This window comes from Ruegeria sp. AB9, assembly GCF_056542585.1.
Map to the genome: position 1 here is coordinate 239,591 of NZ_JBQGAA010000002.1, position 19,636 is coordinate 259,226.

17 protein-coding genes are annotated in these 19,636 nt (G+C 56.8%); 10 read left to right on the forward strand and 7 right to left on the reverse strand.

The window, feature by feature from the left end; genetic code table 11:
* Positions 1-8: 8 nt before the first annotated feature.
* On the reverse strand, positions 9-305 hold the full coding sequence (locus ACR0K5_RS07030) for a virulence factor (RefSeq protein ID WP_480628993.1): 297 nt from the start codon (positions 303-305) through the stop codon (positions 9-11).
* A gap of 247 nt (positions 306-552) precedes the next feature.
* Positions 553-2,439 carry a PhoX family protein gene (locus tag ACR0K5_RS07035; RefSeq protein ID WP_480628994.1) on the reverse strand — a complete coding sequence of 629 codons (1,887 nt, stop codon included), beginning with the start codon at positions 2,437-2,439 and terminating at the stop codon, positions 553-555.
* 180 nt (positions 2,440-2,619) lie between these two features.
* On the opposite strand from ACR0K5_RS07035, the gene ACR0K5_RS07040 reads away from it, so the two are divergent.
* A complete protein-coding gene (locus ACR0K5_RS07040; RefSeq protein ID WP_480628995.1) occupies positions 2,620-3,732 on the forward strand; it encodes a Ppx/GppA phosphatase family protein in 1,113 nt (370 codons plus the stop codon).
* Positions 3,732-4,454 carry an RlmE family RNA methyltransferase gene (locus ACR0K5_RS07045; RefSeq protein WP_480628996.1) on the forward strand — a complete coding sequence of 241 codons (723 nt, stop codon included), beginning with the start codon at positions 3,732-3,734 and terminating at the stop codon, positions 4,452-4,454. The genes ACR0K5_RS07040 and ACR0K5_RS07045 overlap by 1 nt, the downstream gene beginning before the upstream one ends.
* On the opposite strand, the gene ACR0K5_RS07050 is transcribed toward ACR0K5_RS07045, so the two are convergent.
* The 3 genes from ACR0K5_RS07050 to ACR0K5_RS07060 all read right to left on the reverse strand — a co-directional run bounded on the left by ACR0K5_RS07050 (position 4,451) and on the right by ACR0K5_RS07060 (position 7,494).
* On the reverse strand, positions 4,451-4,642 hold the full coding sequence (locus tag ACR0K5_RS07050; protein ID WP_480628997.1) for a hypothetical protein: 192 nt from the start codon (positions 4,640-4,642) through the stop codon (positions 4,451-4,453). The two genes, ACR0K5_RS07045 and ACR0K5_RS07050, sit on opposite strands and share 4 nt — an antisense overlap.
* Positions 4,643-4,729: 87 nt before the next feature.
* Positions 4,730-6,631 (reverse strand): cytochrome c3 family protein, encoded by a 1,902-nt coding sequence (locus tag ACR0K5_RS07055; protein WP_480628998.1) that lies wholly within the window; start codon positions 6,629-6,631, stop codon positions 4,730-4,732.
* Positions 6,628-7,494 carry a YihY/virulence factor BrkB family protein gene (locus tag ACR0K5_RS07060; RefSeq protein ID WP_480628999.1) on the reverse strand — a complete coding sequence of 289 codons (867 nt, stop codon included), beginning with the start codon at positions 7,492-7,494 and terminating at the stop codon, positions 6,628-6,630. The genes ACR0K5_RS07055 and ACR0K5_RS07060 overlap by 4 nt, the downstream gene beginning before the upstream one ends.
* A gap of 170 nt (positions 7,495-7,664) precedes the next feature.
* Here ACR0K5_RS07060 and ACR0K5_RS07065 point away from each other — a divergent pair, with 170 nt between their 5' ends.
* Both ACR0K5_RS07065 and ACR0K5_RS07070 read left to right on the forward strand, forming a co-directional pair.
* Positions 7,665-8,750 (forward strand): AI-2E family transporter, encoded by a 1,086-nt coding sequence (locus tag ACR0K5_RS07065; RefSeq protein ID WP_480629000.1) that lies wholly within the window; start codon positions 7,665-7,667, stop codon positions 8,748-8,750.
* Positions 8,751-8,753: 3 nt separating this feature from the next.
* Positions 8,754-9,863 carry an acetoin utilization protein AcuC gene (locus tag ACR0K5_RS07070; protein WP_480629001.1) on the forward strand — a complete coding sequence of 370 codons (1,110 nt, stop codon included), beginning with the start codon at positions 8,754-8,756 and terminating at the stop codon, positions 9,861-9,863.
* Between the two features lie 27 nt (positions 9,864-9,890).
* Here the strand turns inward: ACR0K5_RS07070 and ACR0K5_RS07075 are convergent, their stop codons facing one another.
* Complete coding sequence (locus ACR0K5_RS07075; RefSeq protein WP_480629002.1) at positions 9,891-10,559, reverse strand: Crp/Fnr family transcriptional regulator; 669 nt, start codon at positions 10,557-10,559, stop codon at positions 9,891-9,893.
* Between the two features lie 207 nt (positions 10,560-10,766).
* Between ACR0K5_RS07075 and ACR0K5_RS07080 the strand changes: the two genes are divergently transcribed.
* The 3 genes from ACR0K5_RS07080 (at position 10,767) to cls (ending at position 14,854) form a co-directional block, all read left to right on the forward strand.
* Positions 10,767-12,377 (forward strand): arylsulfatase, encoded by a 1,611-nt coding sequence (locus tag ACR0K5_RS07080; RefSeq protein ID WP_480629003.1) that lies wholly within the window; start codon positions 10,767-10,769, stop codon positions 12,375-12,377.
* Positions 12,378-12,442: 65 nt separating this feature from the next.
* A complete protein-coding gene (locus ACR0K5_RS07085; protein ID WP_480629004.1) occupies positions 12,443-13,417 on the forward strand; it encodes an HAD family hydrolase in 975 nt (324 codons plus the stop codon).
* Between the two features lie 24 nt (positions 13,418-13,441).
* Positions 13,442-14,854, forward strand: coding sequence for a cardiolipin synthase (gene cls / locus ACR0K5_RS07090; protein WP_480629005.1), 1,413 nt, complete (start codon positions 13,442-13,444; stop codon positions 14,852-14,854).
* Here cls and ACR0K5_RS07095 read toward each other — a convergent pair.
* Entirely contained in the window at positions 14,851-15,285 is a 435-nt protein-coding gene (locus ACR0K5_RS07095) for an ion channel (RefSeq protein ID WP_480629006.1), read from the reverse strand. The genes cls and ACR0K5_RS07095 overlap by 4 nt on opposite strands.
* Before the next feature lie 173 nt (positions 15,286-15,458).
* Between ACR0K5_RS07095 and ACR0K5_RS07100 the strand changes: the two genes are divergently transcribed.
* From ACR0K5_RS07100 to ACR0K5_RS07110, 3 genes are read left to right on the forward strand one after another with little or no spacing between them, the layout of a single operon-like run.
* Entirely contained in the window at positions 15,459-16,106 is a 648-nt protein-coding gene (locus tag ACR0K5_RS07100; RefSeq protein ID WP_480629358.1) for an ABC transporter ATP-binding protein, read from the forward strand.
* Positions 16,103-18,517 carry an ABC transporter permease gene (locus ACR0K5_RS07105; protein ID WP_480629007.1) on the forward strand — a complete coding sequence of 805 codons (2,415 nt, stop codon included), beginning with the start codon at positions 16,103-16,105 and terminating at the stop codon, positions 18,515-18,517. The genes ACR0K5_RS07100 and ACR0K5_RS07105 overlap by 4 nt, the downstream gene beginning before the upstream one ends.
* Positions 18,507-19,547 (forward strand): lipocalin-like domain-containing protein, encoded by a 1,041-nt coding sequence (locus tag ACR0K5_RS07110; RefSeq protein WP_480629008.1) that lies wholly within the window; start codon positions 18,507-18,509, stop codon positions 19,545-19,547. Before ACR0K5_RS07105 ends, ACR0K5_RS07110 begins: the two co-directional genes overlap by 11 nt.
* Positions 19,548-19,636: the final 89 nt, after the last annotated feature.

A 19,636-nucleotide genomic window follows, 5' to 3' on the forward strand; every position in this document is an offset into this window, starting at 1 on the left:
TCTGGGGCTCATGCCCAACCGTCATTAGCGATCAGCGCTTTGACGCGGTCCTGATCGTACTCCGTTTCCAGACGCATCGCCTCGGCCTCAGCAATCTCGGCAGGTTCGCCGTCGACTGCAAAAGGTTCGGCTTTGCGCCATTCGGCCAGATAGGCATCACTGTCCTTGGCGTTCACCTTCATGGCGGCCCGGTCGATCGCTTGCTCGAACCGTTCTTCCAACTGCCGCTTTGCGCCACGACGGCCTTTGCCGACGATGACCTGAGCGGGAATGTCTCGCCAATACACGATGGTGACGTCAGGCATTGCTGTGATTCCTCCTAACCCGATGGGCCGGTTCTAAACTTCAATGTAGGCTTGGGTCGGTCGATTTTCGACACACGGCGCTTTTCCAGCGACGTTTTTGCCCACGATGATGTACGGGGCTTTTAACCAGTTTCCTGGCAAACGCGCATATCATAATTCTCATTGTCTCTATGAGCGGGCTGCATAAAAACGAAGCATCCCGGACGGAAACAGCCGTCCGGGGCAAGATTTCACCGATCGGATTGCGTTAACCCACCAGACCGCCGTCTTCGCGAGTAACCGCTATGATCGCCGAACGCGGGACCGAGTCCCCACCCTCGGGCCAGTGGCTATTGCCATCTTCGCCCGGGTGCTGAATGCCCACAAACATCGTACGGCGGTCTGGCGACCAACTGAGCCCAGTGATCTCACATTCGTTCGGGCCAACCATGAAACGACGAATTTCACCCGTAACTGGGTCACCGGCCAGCATCTGGTTGTTGCCCTGACCGGCGAAATCACCTTCGTTGCCATAATTGCCATCGGTTTGAATCCACAACAGACCATTGCTGTCGAACTTCAACCCGTCGGGCGAGTTGAACATGTTGTCGGCGTTCACGTTCTCGGATCCGGCATAGGCGTCTTCATGCACGGTGGGATTGCCTGCCAGCACATACAAATCCCAGCCGAAGCCGGCAGCGGTATGGTCCCCGCCGTCTGGGCGCCAACGAACGATCTGACCGTAGTTGTTCTTGTCCCGCGGGTTCGGACCATTGGCCGAGGTGTCATCACCCCCGGCATTCGGCTTGACACCACGGTTCTTGTTGTTGGTCAAACAGCAGTAGACTTCGGGCGCATTCGGATTTGATGCAACCCATTCCGGACGGTCCATGGTGGTACCGCCAACCGCCGAGGCGCCCTGACGGGTGTGGATGCAAACCTCGGCTTGCGAAGCAAGGCCGGTTGTTTCGGGCGTCAACGCCAACCACTCGCCAGTGCCGTCATCGTTGAACTTGGCAACCGAAAGTGTTCCGTTCTCAAACAGCGCATTCGTGTCAACTCCGGCCGCGTAAACGCCATCGGAAACAAAGCGGTACAGAAACTCGCCACGCTCGTCATCGCCCATGTAGACCACAACGCGACCATCGTTGTTGACCACCGTATCCGCATTCTCGTGCTTGAAGCGACCCAGAGCAGTCAGCTTGCGCGGGGTCGAGTTGGGATCTGTCGGATCGATCTCGACCACGTAACCGCAACGATTCGGTTCGTTGGGGTTTTTCGAAACATCGAAACGCTCGTCTATTTTCGCCCAGCCATAGCCCCAGTCGCTGGCCGATACGCCATAGCGTTTCAGCTCCGGGCTGGTTTCGTGGTTTTCATCCTCAGCCGAGAAGTAACCGTTGAAATTCTCTTCACAGGCCAGATACGTGCCCCACGGTGTCATGCCGTTTCCGCAATTGTTCCATGTTCCCTTGCAAGCCGTGCCTGACGGATCGGCAGACGTTTTCATAAGGTCGTGGCCAGCAGCCGGGCCGGTAATGGTCATGTCTGTCTGCGGTGTAACGCGGCGGTTGTAGGGACTGTCTTTCACGATGCCCCACTTGCCATCGGTGTTGGCGATTTCCACAACCGTAACACCATGCGCCATCATTCCTTTGGCGACGTCGTCGTCAGTTGCCGCTTTTGCATCCGGGTTATTGCCCCAAAGGATATCGCGGTTGGTATATTCGTTGTTCACAACCAGCAAAACGTGACCGTCGTGGAAGAACACATCCTGACCATCAGTGTTATCGCCAAAGGCGCGTTCCTGACTGGCTGCAGTGCCACGGGTGGCATGATCGAATTCGGGCGCGTCTGACCACAGCGGGTCACCCCAGCGCACCATGACCTCAGCTTTATAGCCCGACGGTACAATCACTTCGTCAGCTGTCGACACCGGAATCGCTTCGAACGAGAAACGGTCCTCTGCGGCACGGGCACCTGTTGGCAGAATCGAGCCACCCACCGCCGCAAAACTGCCCATAGCCAGAACGCCACCCATAAATCCGCGACGCGACAGCGCGCGTTCAACAACTCGGTCAAAGTCACATTCTTCAGGGCGCGGGCTTACGATTTCGTCGTATTCATCAAAGGAAAGGGTGTGATCGTCTTTCATGGTAATCTCCGTATCTGGCTGTAAGCTCGAAAAGAATCCTGCTCCGGGTTCTATGGATGCCCATTGCACCTCAATATGAACGGCATGTGACACTCACGTTAAATTCAAAATTGAAATCACTTGCACGTCGGCAATCCCCCGCCTAGGGTCGGGGTAACTCGAAAATCGGAGGGCGTGACGATGGCGCCCAAGCGTCCCAAAGGTGCGGGCGCGTTCCCGAAAGCGGTCGAAAGCCCCGCGCCGGCAAGACCCGATCCGGATGCACTTTATGCGGCACTGGATCTGGGGACAAATAGTTGCCGCATGTTGATCGCCCAGCCCAAGGGCAGCGGGTTCCATGTGGTAGACAGCTTCTCCAAATCCGTGCAACTGGGCGCGGGTCTGGAACGCACCGGACGGCTGTCGCGGGCGTCGATGTCTCGCACCGTTCAGGCATTGCGAATCTGTCAGCAAAAACTGAAACGCAACAGGGTCAGACGGATGCGTCTGATCGCCACGGAGGCTTGTCGCCGTGCCAAGAACTCGCGCGAGTTCATCCGGCAGGTAAAACGCGAGACCGGCCTGACGCTTGAGATCATACAACCCGAGGAAGAAGCCCGTCTGGCGGTGATTTCCTGTGCCCCGCTGGTGTCGACCAAGACTGAACAGCTGCTGGTGGTCGATATTGGTGGCGGTTCGACCGAATTGGTCTGGATCGATATCTCATCCGTTCCGCGCCGCGACCGGCCAGCCGCCATAATGCGGCTACATCATGGCTTTCATACCGCCGACAGCCCCTTTCCCACTGCCAAAGTTGTGGATTGGATCAGCGTACCGCTGGGTGTTGCCACACTGCGGGATCAATTCAACGATGTTGAAAATGACGCGGCACGTTTTGCTTTGATGAGCTGGTTTTTCGAGGAAAACCTGGCCGATTTTGCACCCTACAAAGACGAACAGGCGCGTGCGGGATTTCAGATCGTCGGCACAAGCGGCACGGTGACGACCGTTGCGGCCTCACATCTCGGGCTAAAACGTTATGACCGGACCAAAGTCGATGGTCTGCGCATGACCAGCGATCAGATTGACAAAGTCATACGTGGGTATTTAGAACTCGGCCCTCACGGGCGGCGCCGGGATCCTCGAATTGGTGACGACAGGCAAGCCCTGATCATGTCCGGCTCGGCCATTTTGCAGGCGCTCCTGCGCTGCTGGCCCACCGACCGTCTATCTGTGGCGGATCGTGGGCTGCGCGAAGGTCTGCTTTATGCACAGATGAGCGCGGACGGTGTATTGGAAGACGGACCGTTCTGATGGCGAAGACACCAAGTGGAAAAAACAATTCGGGCCGCGGGCAGCGCGACCTGAAGGTCAAGGTCAAGACGGCGCGCGGGCGCAAGCTCAGCTCGACCCGTTGGCTCGAGCGGCAATTAAACGATCCATACGTCAAGCGCGCGCAGGCCGAAGGGTATCGAGGACGCGCGGCTTACAAGATCCTTGAGTTGGACGACAAATTCCGCTTTCTGGTGCCCGGTGCCCGCGTAGTGGATCTGGGCTGTGCGCCAGGCGGCTGGTGTCAGGTTGCCGTCAAACGCGTGAACGCGCTGGGTGAAAAGTCTGGCAAGCGGATCGGAACCGTGCTGGGCATTGACCTGCAAGAGGTCGAACCGGTTGCCGGGGCCGACACCCATGTACTGGACTTCATGGAAGATGACGCCGACCAAAAGGTCAAAGACTGGCTGGGCGGCAAGGCAGATGTGGTGATGTCGGATATGGCAGCGGCATCTTCGGGACACAAACAGACCGATCACCTGCGAATCATGGCGCTGTGCGAAACCGCCGCCTATTTCGCCTTTGACGTTCTGGAGGAAGGCGGCACTTTTGTTGCCAAGGTTCTGGCCGGGGGTGCTGAGGGCGATCTGCAAAAGCTGCTCAAGCAGAAATTCCAGAAAGTCGCCCACGTAAAACCACCGGCGTCGCGTTCGGACAGTTCGGAAAAATTCGTTGTGGCAACAGGGTTTCGAGGCGGCTCTTAATCATCCAGCCGGATACGATTTCCGCTCAGACGTTGTTCACGCAAGGAAGTAGCAGCCATTCCCTGCAACATCAGCGTATCTCCATGCGTCACGTATAGTGGTTCCCGGTTGCGCAACTCTTCTATGCGTTGCGCCAAGGACGTCGGGCTAAGCCCCGATGTTTCCTGCCTTGTTGTTTCAATGGTCATCGATCACCTCTAAACAGCGCTGCGTAAGTGGTGTTAGCGTGAAATCATGCCATGAAGATGGAACAAATCAGGCGCCCGCGTGCCGGTTCAGGGACCCAGCTGTTGCGACAATTGCAGTAGGTTCGGATCATTGGGCAACCGGTCCAAGGCCTCTTGAAGCACACTGCGCGCAGCTTCCGGGCCACGATTGATCTGCGCCAGTTGCACCAGCATTGGCCACGCCTCTGTCCTCTGCGGGTCCAGCGTCACAACCTCTCTGAACGCCTGCTCTGCCGCTGGCGCGTTGCGAAGCGTTAATGCCATGCCGCCCAGAACAAGGTGGGTTTCCGGGGCATCCAACCTATTCGAAATCGCCTCCTGCCATTCGAACATGCCCTCCCCGGCCAAAGCCCGTTGCTGAGGTGTCAAAGCCTGCGATGGAATACTCAGGAACTCTTTGGCGGCCGCAATACGCACGTTTCGCCGAGGATCAGACAGCAAGGGTTCAAGCCTTTGCACCTGATCTGCCGGGCTGGCCTGACGCTGTAGCACTACTGCATTCGCCCGTATCAGCGGATCATCTTCTTGCAAAAGCGGCGCTGTGACAGCAGCGATCTCTGGAGAGCCAAACGGTTGCATCAGATAAGCCGCAGTTGCTCTCACGATCCCCGGCTGTGACGCATCCATTGCGATGGAAAGCAACCCCTCGGGTGTGTCGAGCCACCCCTCGGCAGCAGCCTTGAAAACCGTTCCGTAATGCGCGTTTCGATTTGGCGAACCCGGGAACCAATCCTCTATCTGGCCGGCAGCCCAAACTTGATCCTGACCCTGATGGCAGTCTGTGCAGGCATCAACGCCCAGCCCCAGATCCGGTCGCGGTATGCGAAAGCTGTGATCGCGTCGACCGTCAACACCCATGTAGGTCCGCTCGATCATATGGCAGCTTTTGCACTGCGCTCCCTCGCTGTCTTCCTGGTGATGGTGATGCTCAGGGGTGTCGTAGTCTTTTGCGGCAAGGGTTGAGAAATCCGGGTTTCCGGCTGGAGAATGGCACTGAGTGCAAACCCCGTTTCCGTCGGCTTTCAAATCTGCGCTGTGCGGGTCGTGACAATTCATACACCCAACGCCCTGCGCATACATCTTGGATTGCAGGAACGAGCCATAGACATAAACCTCGTCCAGTATCTGCCCATCAGGATGATAAGAACCGGGCCGCAGCACGGCCAAATTATAGGCATCATGATATGGGGTTCCCGGAACAGGGTTTCCGTTGCCGTGCGCTTCACGCCGAGAATGGCATCCGGCACATTGTTGGATTTCCGCCTCGGTCTGACCCTTGCCCCAACTCATCAAAAAGCCTGCATTGGTGAGGCCATCTGAAGAACCCTGCCCTTTGACCCAGTCGATATGTGCCGACCCCGGCCCGTGACAGGCTTCGCACCCGACCCCGATTTCGACCTGTTGTGAGTTGTAGGTTCTGGTTTGGGGGTCGTAGTTCTTCTCAAACCCGGTGGCGTGACATTCGGCGCAGCGCGCGTTCCAGTTCTTGTAAGGCCCCGTCCAATGCAAACCGTCATCAGGTGGCAGATCTTGGTCGGGATACAGGTGATACCAGCGCTTTTTCTCTGTATCCCAAACCACATCAAAGCTTTGAAGCCGGCCCGGTTCGGTTTCAAAAAGGTATTGCTGCAAGGGCTTGATTCCGACGACCGAATGCACGTCATACTCTGTCATCACCCCATCTTTTTCAGTTACTTGGGCGGTGAACCTGTCTGCTTCTCCTCTGAACTGGACGGACATTCCGTCATGATCAAACCGGGTTCCGTCGAAATCGGCCACCAGAGCGCCGTCGCTGGCACCGGTCCACGCCAGCGCATGGTGTGACGAAGCCCAGGCTTCGACCTCCTGCTGATGGCATTCGGTACACTGGTCTGAACCGACATACTCAGGCGTTTGCGCATAAATTTCACCGGCGAATGCAAGGCAAGCCAGAATCAGGGCAAATCTCATCCCGCATCTCCATCAGCGGCGTTTCGCAGGTCGATCAACGCGCCGTTGTACTCGGCCCCGAGGATCAGCATCGCCGAACACAGGTATAGAAAAATCAACGCAGCCATGGCTCCGGCGAGGCCCGCATAGGTGGCACTGTAGGTGGCGAACTGACTGATATAGATGGAAAAAGCCCACCCACCGGCAGCCCACAAGACCAAGGTCAGCATGACGCCGGGCAATATTTGCATCAGGCTGTGCCTGCGGGTTGGCAGAACAAGATGGGCCAGCAGAACTGTGCCCGCCGGAACCGCAACGGTAAACGTCCAACGCAGGCGATCCACGGAAAACCAATTGGCAACGGCTGCTTCGGTGTGCTCTGCCACCAGTTTCGTGTAGACCGGCAGAACCACCTCGACCGCGGCGATTATCAGGATGGCCGACCCGCCCAGAATGACCAGAACCAGACACAGCAGCCGGGTCTTCCAGAACGGCCAGCTGTCCTGATCGTGATAAGCCTGGTTCATGGCAGCACGCACCGCCGCCACGCCGTTTGAGGCAAAATAAATAGCCAGCAGACCACCCAGCGTAATGACGCCCGAGCCGGACCCGGCCAGAACAGCCCGCAGCTCGGCCACGATGGGATCCGCAACGTCCTTTGGCCACGCCCCGAAAATCAGATCGACCAGCTCATCCGTGACATAGCCCTGTGACAGTGCCCCCGCCAATGCTACCGTAAAAAGTACAAAGGGAAACAACGCCATCATTAACGACATGGCAACATGGCTGCTCATGACAAAACCATTCTTTCTACCGAACCGGCGTATTGCCAGCCAGAAAGCCTGAACAGGTCGGCCAAACAGGGGATTCGCAGGAGAGGTCATCCTGCAACCCTAACCTGCCGAAATAAAACACAGAACCCGTGATCAACAACAATGTGGCAAATGAAGGTCAACAAACGCCTGAACGCATTGCATAAACCGGGTGTCACGTGCAGGATTGGGTCACGCAGGACAGACTTTTGGCTCTGCTTTTCTCGGACACAGGATACTGAATGACCCCGGATCAAAAAGACATCAAGGTTCGACCCAGGCTTCGTTTGTCTGTTGTTCGGGACACATGCATCATCGCGACTTTGGTCGTTCTGGGCCTCTACGCAGGTGCGAATTTCCTGATCCCGCTCGCCATGGCGCTATTGATCAATGTTCTGATCATTGCTCTGAGCGATCGGGTTGTTTCAGTGACTCGCGCTCCGGTCTGGTTGGCCAATATTGCCGGAGTGACCGTCGTCCTGGCTGGTTTGTTCATGATCATGTACGTGCTGGGCAGTCAGGCGACGCAATTCGCACGTTCCGTCAGCACTTATGAAAATCAGTTTGACGGAGCGGTTGAGCGTATAACCGGTCTGGTCGGCAACGATGTCACAACCTTCATTCGCGACAATCTGGTCAGCATCGACATGTCATATGTCGCACGTCTGCTGCTGGGCAGCGCCACTTCGCTTTTGAATCAGTTCTTTCTGATCAGCCTCTATGTCGCCTTCCTGATGGCCGAACGTCTGGCCTTTCGCAAAAAGATTCAGCTGGCCGCCGGAGACCCGAAAACCGGAGCCGAGTTTTCCACCATGCTGGATGCGATTTCGGTCAGCCTGCAGCGTTATGTCGGCGTCAAAACCCTGATAAGCCTGATTACTGCTGGCATCAGCTACAGCGTTTTCCGAGCCCTGGGGCTTGAATATGCGGAGACCTGGGCCGTGCTGACCTTTGCGCTGAACTTCATCCCCTCAATCGGTTCGATCATTGCCGTGTTCTTTCCGGCCATGATCGCTCTTGTTCAGTTTGAGACTATCGTTCCTTTCCTGATTATCGTGTTCGGATGCGGCACTATCCAATTCCTGATTGGCAATTTCCTTGACCCCGCCATGTTGGGCCGATCCCTGAACATGTCGACTTTCCTCGTCATTCTCGCCCTGACCTTCTGGACAACGGTCTGGGGCCTTATCGGCGCCTTCCTGAGCGTACCGCTGACCGTTTGTATCCTGATCGTTTTCAGCCACCTACCGGCGCTGCGCCCGGTCGCGATACTGATGTCGCTGGATGGCAGGTTGGGCGAGGATAATCACCCGGCCGCCACACGCTAACCCATGCTGCCGCCCCTGTTCATCGGATCGGAGATCTACCGAAATTCGACCTACGGATCGAAACACCCGCTGGCTATTCCACGGGTTTCAACCGTCATCGATCTGTGCCGGGCCCTGGGATGGTTGACGCCCGCGAACTACCGCGTCAGTCCCTGCGCAAAACCCGGCGCATTAGAGACGTTTCATACGCCAGACTACATTGCGGCCCTACGGCAGGCGGAAGAAGATCAGTATGTGACAGATGAAATCCGCGAACGCTATGGGTTGGGGACATTGTCAAACCCAGTATTCGCGGAAATGTACCGACGACCTGCCACGGCGGCTGGGGGCTCGATGCTGGCGGCAGAGCTGATCCGCGACGGTGGGATCGTTTTCAACCCGGCAGGCGGAACGCATCACGGGCTGGCTGACCGGGCAAACGGGTTCTGTTATCTCAACGATCCGGTGCTGGCGATCCAAACCCTGCTGAACGCCGGGTTGGACCGTATCGTTTATGTCGACATCGATGCCCATCACTGTGATGGCGTTGAAGCGGCCTTTCACGGCTCGGAAAAAGTCAGAATGATTTCGGTGCACGAAGCACGTCGATGGCCTTTCACCGGAGCTCTGGAAGACGATGCAGGAGGTGCCGCCTTTAATATGCCGGTTGCCCGGAACCTCAATGATGACGAGTTTGACCTGATACTCGACCGGCTGATCCTTCCTGCAAGCACAGCTTTCAAACCTCAGGCCATTGTCCTGCAATGCGGAGCCGATGCTGTCGCCGAAGATCCTTTGTCCCGCCTGTCTCTGTCAAACAACGCCCATTGGAACACCGTCGCCAACCTGCGCGACCTGGCCCCCCGCTTTCTTGTCTTAGGCGGCGGAGGATACAATCCATGGTCTGTTGCCCGGTTATGGACCGGTGTCTGGGCCACGCTGAACGACAACGAGATCCCCGGTATTCTGGACCGCTCCGCTCAAACCGTGCTTGGTGATTTGAAATGGTCCCGCTCGGCTGGCAAGACGCCGCTTCGCCACTGGATAGAAACACTAAGAGATAAACCTTGTTACGGTGAAGTCAGAACAGAGATAAAAAACGGTCTGGCTCCCCTGGCGGCACGGATCTCATAGCCGCGAGGTGCCCGAACCTCCCATACCTCAGGTCTGACAGCTGGCGATCAAAGCCCGCCGGTCCAGCAAACGAACACGGCCATATCCCAGTTCGATCAGGCCCTGATCCGCAAGCCTGTGCAGGCTTCTGTGCAAAGTCGGCTGCGAAACGGCGATCATCGACGCAAGTTCCTCCTGAGACACGACAATCCAATCGTCGGATGCAGAGGTCCCCTCATCCAGATGAAGCAGCCTTAGGACAAGCCTCTTTTCAGTACCGGTAACCGCCAGATTCGCCATGATGCGCAGGGCAGTTTGCATGTTCTCATGCGTCAGCGAATAAAAGTCCCGGATATAATCAGGGTTGTCCTGAACCAATCGCACGATGCGGGAATTTGGAAAGAACACAGCCTGCGTCGCCTGCGTTGTCACGACACTGACCAATCGCAAGGCACCGGCAAACAAAGCCAGATCTCCGATCCAGAAACCTGCGCCTTCACGGTGAAGAACAAATTCCTGTCCGTCATCTGCCGGAGCGGTAATCTGCACAGCGCCGCTAAGGATTGCATAGATGCCGTTGGCCGGGTCGCCAAAGTGATACAGGGTCTCACCCGCTTCGACTGATTTTATGATACCACAGGCTGCCAAATCCGTCTGAAACGCAGGCGATCGTTCTCTGAACCACCCTGTGTTTCGCAACAGCGTCAAATTACCCATTCACCCTCACATTACAATTTTGCAATTCAATCATATGATGAGTTTTAATTGCAAGAACTGACATAACATCTTTGTGTTTGATTCCCCAAGGTCGCAAATTCTTTTCGTCAGGGAATCAACAATTTAACGCTGCGGTCTTCGCATGTGCGATCGCAACAACGTCTTTTTCCTCGGGGTCGCAAAGACCCCACAGCTCAGGAGCAAATCATGTCACCACCCCGTCCGTTATCTCAAACATGGCGCAGTGGATTGCGCCGGTTTGCCGTGGCATCCGTCGCACTGGCATTGGCTCTGCCCGCCTGGGCCCAAGATCAAAAACCCAATATCCTGGTGATATGGGGCGATGATATCGGTCAGTCCAATATTTCGGCCTACACAATGGGTTTGATGGGTTATCGCACCCCGAATATCGACCGCGTCGCCAACGAAGGGATGATCTTTACCGACTACTATGGCGAACAATCCTGCACCGCCGGTCGATCTTCCTATATCATGGGTCAATCCGTATTTCGCACCGGCCTGTCCAAAGTGGGTCTTCCGGGTGCCAAGGAAGGCATGCAGGTCGAAGACCCGACCATAGCGGGCCTGCTGAAGGACCACGGCTATGTAACCGGACAGTTCGGTAAGAACCATCTCGGCGACCTGGATGAACATCTTCCCACAAACCACGGTTTTGATGAGTTTTTTGGCAATCTCTACCACCTGAACGCCGAAGAAGAGCCCGAGCATGAGGATTATCCCGGCGATGCGATCCTGCCGGATGGCCGGACCTTCCGTGAAGCCTTTGGTCCGAGAGGTGTCATCCGGTCTTCAGCTGGAGGTCCGATTGAGGACACAGGCCCACTCACCCGCAAGCGTATGGAAACGGTGGACGAGGAAACACTGGAAGCCGCCATCGAATTCATCCGCGAAGCCAATCAGAACGGCACACCTTTCTATGTGTGGTGGAACGGCACACGCATGCATTTCCGCACACATGTGAAGGAAGAAATGCGCGAAAAAGCTAACGAAATCTTCGGTGGTTCCGCTGACGAATACACCGCCGGTATGATCGAGCACGACATGCATGTAGGTCAGTTGCTGGACCTGCTGGACGAGCTTGGCATCGCCGACAACACCATCGTGCATTACTCGACCGACAATGGCCCGCATTACAACACCTGGCCCGACGCCGCGGCGACCCCGTTCTGGGGTGAAAAGAACACCAACTGGGAAGGCGGCTGGCGTGTGCCTTCGATGGTGCGCTGGCCTGGTCAGATCGAGGCCGGTTCGGTGAACAATGAAATCGTACATCACATGGACTGGCTGCCGACCTTTCTGGCTGTTGCCGGTGATCCCGAGATCAAGGAGAAGCTGAAACAGGGCTATTCGTCCACGGCAATGGGCCGCGACTACAAGGTACATCTGGACGGATACAACATGCTGCCGCTGTTGACCGGAGAAACCTCGGAAAGTCCACGTCGCGAGATCTTCTACTTCACCGACGACGGCGACCTGTCCGCGCTTCGCTTCGACGACTGGAAGCTGATCTTTCTTGAACAGAAAGCCTGGGCCACCCTCCGCGCCTGGATGGAGCCTTTCACCGAACTGCGCGTTCCTATCATCGTCAACCTGCGTCGCGACCCGTATGAACGAGGCTACCGCACGTCGAACACCTATTATGACTGGATCCTCGACCGGGCGTACTTCCTGGTTCCGGCACAGCAATATGTCGGAAGCTTCCTCAGCACTTTCCAGGAATTCCCACCACGTCAAAAAGCAGCCAGCTTCAGCCTGGATCAAGTGATGGAAAAACTCAGCACGCCAACAGGCAACTGATTTCGGTGTTACATATTCGGGGGTCGCCGCTAATGTGGCGGCCCTTTCTTCTTTTGAGGATTGCCATGAAACCTCTATTCATTGTTGCGGCACTGACCTTGACCCCTTGCCTGGCCTTCGCCGACCCGTTGCCCAGTTGGACAGACGATCATTCAAAAGATCAGATCATTGCCTTTGTTGACGGTGTTACAAGCCCAGACAGCCCGAACTATGTAACCCCGGCGAACCGAATCGCCGTGTTCGACAACGACGGCACCCTTTGGGCGGAGCAGCCGGTGTATTTCCAGTTCATCTTTGCTATGGACAGGCTCTCTGAACTGGCGGAGCAGGATCCTGCGATCCTGACGACACCCGCTTTGAAAGCGGCCGCAGAAGGCGATCTTGCGACCGTTCTTAATGGTGGGCACGACGCGTTGATCGAAGTCGTCAACGCATCGCATTCGGGAGCCAGCGTCGAGGAGTTTCAGGCCGAAGTCGCGCAATGGTTGTCCGAGGCCCGACACCCGGACACCGATTTGCGTTATGACCAAATGACCTATCAACCCATGGTCGAGCTGCTGCGTTATCTGCGTGACGAAGGGTTCAAGACTTACATTGTCTCCGGTGGCGGCATTCACTTCATGCGGGTCTTTGCGGAACAAGCCTATGGTATCCCGCCGGAACAGATTTTGGGCACCTATGGAAATTCGACATTCGAAGATGTCGATGGCGTCCCGACTGTCATCAAGGCCCCCGGGATTGCCTTCATAGATGACAAAGAGGGCAAACCTATCAACATCGAACGCACAATCGGTAAACGCCCCATTCTGGCCGGTGGGAATTCGGACGGAGATTTCGCTATGCTGGACTGGGCCACCTCGGGTGACGGACCACGTCTGGGGGTTCTGATCCACCATACGGATGCCGAACGTGAATGGGCCTATGATCGGGAAAGTCCGGTGGGAAGGTTGGTTGACGGTCTGGATCAAGGACCGGACAAAGGCTGGGTCATCGTCGATATGGCGAAAGATTGGTCGCGGGTTTACACTGGAGGAAACTGAACGACCGGAAAGACTTACGCCCCCATGTGGACTTTGCTGTTATCCATCTTTGTTTTTGCGCTGTACGCAACAGCATTTGTGTTCTCGGTCCGCGCCGCACAAACCGCGCGCACACCACAAGGGGCAGTTGGCTGGGTGGTCTTTCTGGTGTCGGCCCCATATGTTGCGGTGCCGATGTACCTGTTTCTGGGGCATCATCGGTTCCACGGCTATCGCATCGCGCGCCAGCAAAGTGAACGGGTCGTCGAAGGGATCAAGACATTTGCCGACTATTCCAGACCTGATCCATCCACAATGTCGATCAATCCACGACCTTTCGAGTTTCTGGCTCACCTTCCGGTATCAAGTGGCAATGGCGCTCAGCTCTTAGTTGATGGTCAGGCAACCTTCGACGCCATTTTCGAGGCGATAGACGAGGCCAGGAATTATATTCTGATCCAGTTCTACATCGTCAGAGACGATGCACTGGGCCGCAAGCTTCAAACCAAGCTGATCGAAGCTGCGAAGCGTGGTGTGCATGTCCGTTTTATGACCGATGCTGTTGGCAGCTATGGGTTGCCCAGCACTTATCTGGACACCATGCGCGATGCAGGAATTGACGTGGCGGACCCGCGCCAGCAACGCGGTCCGAATTTCAGGTTTCAGCTGAATTATCGAAACCATCGCAAAACTGTCATTGTCGACGGTGAAACAGGTTTTATCGGCGGTCACAACGTGGGTGTAGAATACCTGGGGGAAGACCCGCATTTCGGCCATTGGCGCGACACGCATATCCGGATGACCGGCCACATCGTCCGGCAATTGCAGCTCATCTTCACGGAAGACTGGCACTGGGCCCGTGATGAAGACCTGATTGATGACCTTGATTGGGCAGGCAGCGAGGCCGAGCAGGACATGAATGCCCTATTGGTGGCAACAGGACCCGGAGATGAAACCGAAACTGGCGCCATGATGTTCTTTTCAGCTATCGCAGAGGCGAAAGAAAGGTTGTGGATTGCCTCGCCTTATTTCGTGCCTGACATTGACGTCATGACCGCCCTGCAACACGCGGCGATGCGTGGCGTGGACGTGCGTATTCTTGTGCCGGACGTTATTGACCATCGGCTTCCCTGGCTGGCTGCTTTTGCCTATTTCGACGAAATCCGCGAATGCGGAGCGCGTGTGTTCCGCTATACGGATGGCTTCATGCATCAAAAAGTATTCGTAGTTGACGACACACTGGCTGCGGTCGGGACGACCAACCTGGACAACCGGTCCTTCCGACTGAATTTTGAGGCGATGGCCCTGTTCTTCGATTCTGACGCAGCACTGGCAGTTGATCAAATGCTGCGCGCGGATTTCGAAGCAAGCTATGAATTGACGCGCAGGTTAGTTCAACAACCGGTACATATCCGGTTTGGTGCCCCTTTGGCACGTCTGTTCGCGCCGATCCTCTAGGAAAAGAACTTCTCCTGAAAGACGCGCGTCATCATGGCCACCAGATAAGCAGTCGACAGACCAAAAGCCAGAAGACCTGCAACCGAGGCAAAGGAACCAAAGATGCGCAATCCTTCGCCCAACACAATATCGCCATACCCCAGCGTCGTGAACGTCACCAGCGAGAAGTAAATGGCCGTGTTCCAATCCGGCAAGACCTCAAGCAACACCCATACGATGGCCCAAATCCAGACCTGAATCGTGTGCGTGGCTACGATAAACGCCAAAGACACAGCGATTGGTGCCGCTGTTGCGAAAAACACTCCTTTGGAGGACCATTTCTCATCCCATTTGATGATCGTGACAGTGCACCATGTCAGCAAGACAATCTCGATCACGAAGCAGAGCCCAAGAAAGGTACTGCCCCAAATGATCTGATGCAGCAACGTCATGATTTTCATCCTGATTTACGATAGTGGATCGTTTGGGCAGAATGACCCTTTGAGGTGCAAGGCACAACCCCGGCCCATGCGATGATAACCTGCGGCGAATGGAACCGGGTGCCGGTCCGTACTGGACAGTTTGGAAATCCGTTGCACATCCTTGGAAGGAAAAAGGGCAGATCATGCTGTTGACCATCGACCGTGTTCAGAAAACCTATCCCGGCGGGCGCCCCGTTTTGCGCGACGTGTCCCTGACCCTTGATCACGGACAAACGCTTGCCCTGACCGGAGAAAGCGGCAGTGGCAAAAGCACACTGCTGAACCTAGCCGCTGCACTCGACAATTTTGACAGCGGTGAAATCACACTGAATGGCACGCCCTTGTCCCCATTGGACGATACCGGGCGGGCCGAATTGCGGCGCAGGCAGGTCTCGCTGGTGTTTCAGCAATTCAATCTGATCCCATCGCTGACCGTTGCGCAGAACATATCCTTTCACGCCCGCCTTGCAGGTGCCGAAGATGCAGAGTGGACGGCACATCTGACAGATCGAATGGGCCTTTCTGACCTTTTGGACCGCTATCCCGAAAACCTGTCCGGCGGGCAACAGCAGCGGGTCGCAATTGGTCGCGCCATGGCTGCGCGCCCGAAACTGTTGCTGGCGGATGAACCAACGGGCAATCTGGATGAAACCGCCAGCGCCAAGGTACTGGATCTGATGTTGGCACTTGTGGCCGATACCGGCGCAGCGCTTCTGCTGGTCACTCATTCGCAGCAGATTGCGGCTCGTTTGGATCGAAGCGTCCAGCTATGCGGCGGTCGTATCCAATGACGCGCGCCGTCATTCAGGCATTGCTGTCGCATTGGCGGACGCACTGGTTGCAGCTTGCAACGCTTCTGACCGGTATCGCGTTGGCCACAGGGCTTTGGTCCGCAGTTCAGGCGATCAATGCCGAAGCGCGCGCCAGCTATGCACGGGCCAACGCGCAGCTTGCCCTCGGTCAATTCGATGAACTGCGCGATCCGTCTGGCCTGATCCCTGTGTCTCGCTACACTGACCTGCGCCGCGCGGGCTGGCAGGTGGCAGCCGTTCTTGAAGGCCCCTATCGGATCGGAGGCCGCACCTTGCGTCTGATGGGCGTGGACATGGTCGCTTACCCAGCCCTGCCCGCCGTGACCGAAGCCGAGCAAAGCAACGCGCCACCCGAGCCCGCTGACATTCTGACCGCTCCGGGGCGGCTCCTGATCGCGGCAGAGCTTGAGCCGCTGTTGCGCGACCAGATCAACCTTCCTCCGTTTTCGTTCACCACAGCGCTGCCACCTGATGTTATTCTGACAGATATCGGCGTTGCCGAGACCTTGCTGAACCAACCCGGTTCGATCTCGCGCCTCATTGTCCTCCCCAATCAACCGCGGGATCGGCCACCCCTGACCGAGATCGCGCCTGAACTGGAGCGCGCCAGCCCTTCCTCGCAGGTCGATACTGCACGGCTAACGGACAGTTTTCACCTGAACCTGTCGGCCTTTGGCCTGTTGTCCTTTGCTGTTGGCCTGTTCATCGTGAATGGTACAGTCGGACTGGCCTTTGCCCAACGCCGGGGCATGATCCGCACTCTGCGTGCGCTGGGGGTTTCAATGCGTCGGCTGGTCGTTTTGATCCTGACAGAGTTGACGGTTCTGGCCCTGTTCGGTGGGATCATGGGGTTGCTGCTTGGGTTCTTTCTGGCCGGTGCCCTGTTGCCCGACGTCGCTGCCACCCTGCGCGGCCTCTATGGCGCGCCTGTGACCGGGCAGCTGACGTTGCAACCGCATTGGGTTATCGCCGGGATTGCGATGGCAGTCTTTGGCACATTGTTCGCCAGTAGCCATGCGCTTTGGCGATTGTCTCGTATGCCGCTGCTGGCGGGACCTGGTTTTCAAGCCTGGCAGGGCAACTCTCGCACCCGCTATCTGTCAGGTACATCTGGTTTGGTATTGATCGCTGCCGGAGCAATAACATATCTCGGGTTTGGTGGGCTGGTTGCCGGTTTCATCCTGTTGGCCGGACTACTGACTGGCGCTGCGCTGCTGTTGCCGTCGCTCCTGTCATTCTCCCTCTCTGTCCTTGCCCGCTCCGCACGCGATCCCGTCGCGCAATGGGTCTGGGCCGATATGCGCGCGCAGTTGCCCGGTCTATCGCTTGCGCTGATGGCCCTGTTGCTTGCGCTTGCAGCAAATATCGGTGTGGGCACAATGGTTTCCAGCTTCCGGCTGACTTTTGTCGGCTGGCTCGACCAGCGCCTGACTTCGGAACTTTATCTGACCACCAGTGACGAGGAACAAGGGCGCGAGATCACCGATTGGCTGCGCCCTCAGGTCGACGCTATCCTGCCAATTCGCAACATGGAACTGCCGCACGAGACGGGCCCTTTGTTCTTGTACGGGGTTGTAGATGATCCGGTCTATCGCCAGCACTGGCCCCTGATATCAGCAACCGCAACTGTCTGGGACGACGTCATGGCCGGAGAAGCGGTTCTGATCAACGAACAACTGGCACGGCGCGCAACTCTCTGGCCAGGAGATACGCTGACGCTGTCCCCGGATCACGCGCTGACCATCGCCGGGGTTTATTCGGATTATGGAAATCCGACCGGACAGGCCATTGTGTCGATGACTCAACTTGACCGGATTGCACCGGGGGCAGAAGCCCGACGCTTTGGCATCCGTTTGAACCCCGCCCAGGCCACCGAAATGGCACAAACCTTGCGGGAGCGTTTTGCGTTGCCAAGTCAGGCCGTCGTTCAGCAAGCCGCTATGAAGGCGCAATCATTGGCAGTCTTCGAAAAGACTTTTGTCGTGACGTCAGCATTGAATGTTCTGACTCTCGGCGTGGCAGGGTTCGCCATACTCACCAGCCTGCTGACCCTGTGGACCCAGCGCTTGCCTCAAATTGCACCGGTATGGGCGCTGGGATTGAACCGGGCTCAACTGGCGCGGCTGGAGCTGTTGCGCAGCATGTTGCTGGCCGCGCTGACTGCTTGTCTGGCGCTGCCTCTTGGGCTGATCCTGGCCTGGGTTCTGTTGGCAGTGATCAACGTACAGGCCTTTGGATGGAGGCTGCCGATGTTCGTCTTCCCATGGGATTGGTTGTGGCTATTCCTGCTGACCCTTCTGGCCGCTCTGGTTGCCGCTGCCCTGCCCGCGCTGCGTATGCTGCGCCTGCCGCCTGCCGATTTGTTGAGAGTATTCGCCAATGAACGTTGAAGCCCTTCTGGTCTTTCTTGTGCTCCTGTGCCCAACGCCTCTTTGGGCGCAGGGTTATGCTGGTCTTGGAGGGTCGGCCGAAGGTTTCGACGTGCCTAAGGCCGGATACGTTTTCGACTTTCCCAAAGACCATGGACCTCATCCCGCCTATCGGATCGAATGGTGGTATCTGACCGCAAATCTCAAGGGCGAAGACGGTCGCGATTATGGCATTCAATGGACCCTGTTCCGATCAGCCCTGAAACCGTTTGAAACGGATGGCTGGCAAAGCCCACAAATCTGGATGGGCCATGCAGCTGTCACGACTCCCGAAGCTCACTACTTTGCCGAACGTCTGTCGCGTGGCGGGATCGGTCAGGCAGGCGTTAAAGTGCAACCGTTTGAGGCCTGGATTGACGAATGGCGCATGGCCGGGCCGGATCTGGACGCCCTGACTCTGACAGCAAACGGGGAAGAGTTCGGTTACGATCTGACGCTGACAGCGCAGGGCCCGTTGGTGTTTCACGGCAACGCGGGCTACTCCGTCAAATCGGCTGACGGGCAGGCAAGTTATTACTATTCACAACCCTTCTACTCAGTCGATGGCGTACTGCATCTGCCGGACGGAGATATGCGCGTAACTGGTCAGGGCTGGCTGGATCGCGAGTGGTCCTCGCAACCCTTGGCAGAGGATCAGAGCGGCTGGGATTGGTTTTCCCTCAGCTTCGAAGATGGGGACAAGCTGATGGCCTTCCGCCTGCGCGGTGGTCGAGGTGATTTCACTTCGGCCACATGGGTCAATTCAGACGGCAGCACCGAGGCCATCCCCAACGGCATGCTGAAGCTTGAGCCGCTGGCGACCGATCAGGTCGCCGGGCGCGACGTCCCAACGCACTGGCGCATCTTGCTTGCGGACCGAGGCATGGACGTCGAAGTATCCGCCCTGACCCCGGATGCGTGGATGGGTACACGTTTCGAATACTGGGAAGGCCCTGTTACGGTCACGGGCAGCCACGATGGCGTTGGTTTTCTGGAGATGACAGGCTACTGACCCAGATACAGCACTAATGGCGCTGGAGCTAACCGACGGCAGCGAACTGCCGTCGGGGCTCGGATGCTTCGGCATCCAAAGTAGGATTT

Bases quoted from the DNA above. Each gene is read 5' to 3' on its own strand.
- ACR0K5_RS07030 (WP_480628993.1), bottom strand. From the start codon at position 305: ATGCCTGACGTCACCATCGTGTATTGGCGAGACATTCCCGCTCAGGTC.
- ACR0K5_RS07035 (WP_480628994.1), bottom strand. From the start codon at position 2,439: ATGAAAGACGATCACACCCTTTCCTTTGATGAATACGACGAAATCGTA.
- ACR0K5_RS07040 (WP_480628995.1), top strand. From the start codon at position 2,620: ATGGCGCCCAAGCGTCCCAAAGGTGCGGGCGCGTTCCCGAAAGCGGTC.
- ACR0K5_RS07045 (WP_480628996.1), top strand. From the start codon at position 3,732: ATGGCGAAGACACCAAGTGGAAAAAACAATTCGGGCCGCGGGCAGCGC.
- ACR0K5_RS07050 (WP_480628997.1), bottom strand. From the start codon at position 4,642: ATGACCATTGAAACAACAAGGCAGGAAACATCGGGGCTTAGCCCGACG.
- ACR0K5_RS07055 (WP_480628998.1), bottom strand. From the start codon at position 6,631: ATGAGATTTGCCCTGATTCTGGCTTGCCTTGCATTCGCCGGTGAAATT.
- ACR0K5_RS07060 (WP_480628999.1), bottom strand. From the start codon at position 7,494: ATGACCTCTCCTGCGAATCCCCTGTTTGGCCGACCTGTTCAGGCTTTC.
- ACR0K5_RS07065 (WP_480629000.1), top strand. From the start codon at position 7,665: ATGACCCCGGATCAAAAAGACATCAAGGTTCGACCCAGGCTTCGTTTG.
- ACR0K5_RS07070 (WP_480629001.1), top strand. From the start codon at position 8,754: ATGCTGCCGCCCCTGTTCATCGGATCGGAGATCTACCGAAATTCGACC.
- ACR0K5_RS07075 (WP_480629002.1), bottom strand. From the start codon at position 10,559: ATGGGTAATTTGACGCTGTTGCGAAACACAGGGTGGTTCAGAGAACGA.
- ACR0K5_RS07080 (WP_480629003.1), top strand. From the start codon at position 10,767: ATGTCACCACCCCGTCCGTTATCTCAAACATGGCGCAGTGGATTGCGC.
- ACR0K5_RS07085 (WP_480629004.1), top strand. From the start codon at position 12,443: ATGAAACCTCTATTCATTGTTGCGGCACTGACCTTGACCCCTTGCCTG.
- cls (WP_480629005.1), top strand. From the start codon at position 13,442: ATGTGGACTTTGCTGTTATCCATCTTTGTTTTTGCGCTGTACGCAACA.
- ACR0K5_RS07095 (WP_480629006.1), bottom strand. From the start codon at position 15,285: ATGACGTTGCTGCATCAGATCATTTGGGGCAGTACCTTTCTTGGGCTC.
- ACR0K5_RS07100 (WP_480629358.1), top strand. From the start codon at position 15,459: ATGCTGTTGACCATCGACCGTGTTCAGAAAACCTATCCCGGCGGGCGC.
- ACR0K5_RS07105 (WP_480629007.1), top strand. From the start codon at position 16,103: ATGACGCGCGCCGTCATTCAGGCATTGCTGTCGCATTGGCGGACGCAC.
- ACR0K5_RS07110 (WP_480629008.1), top strand. From the start codon at position 18,507: ATGAACGTTGAAGCCCTTCTGGTCTTTCTTGTGCTCCTGTGCCCAACG.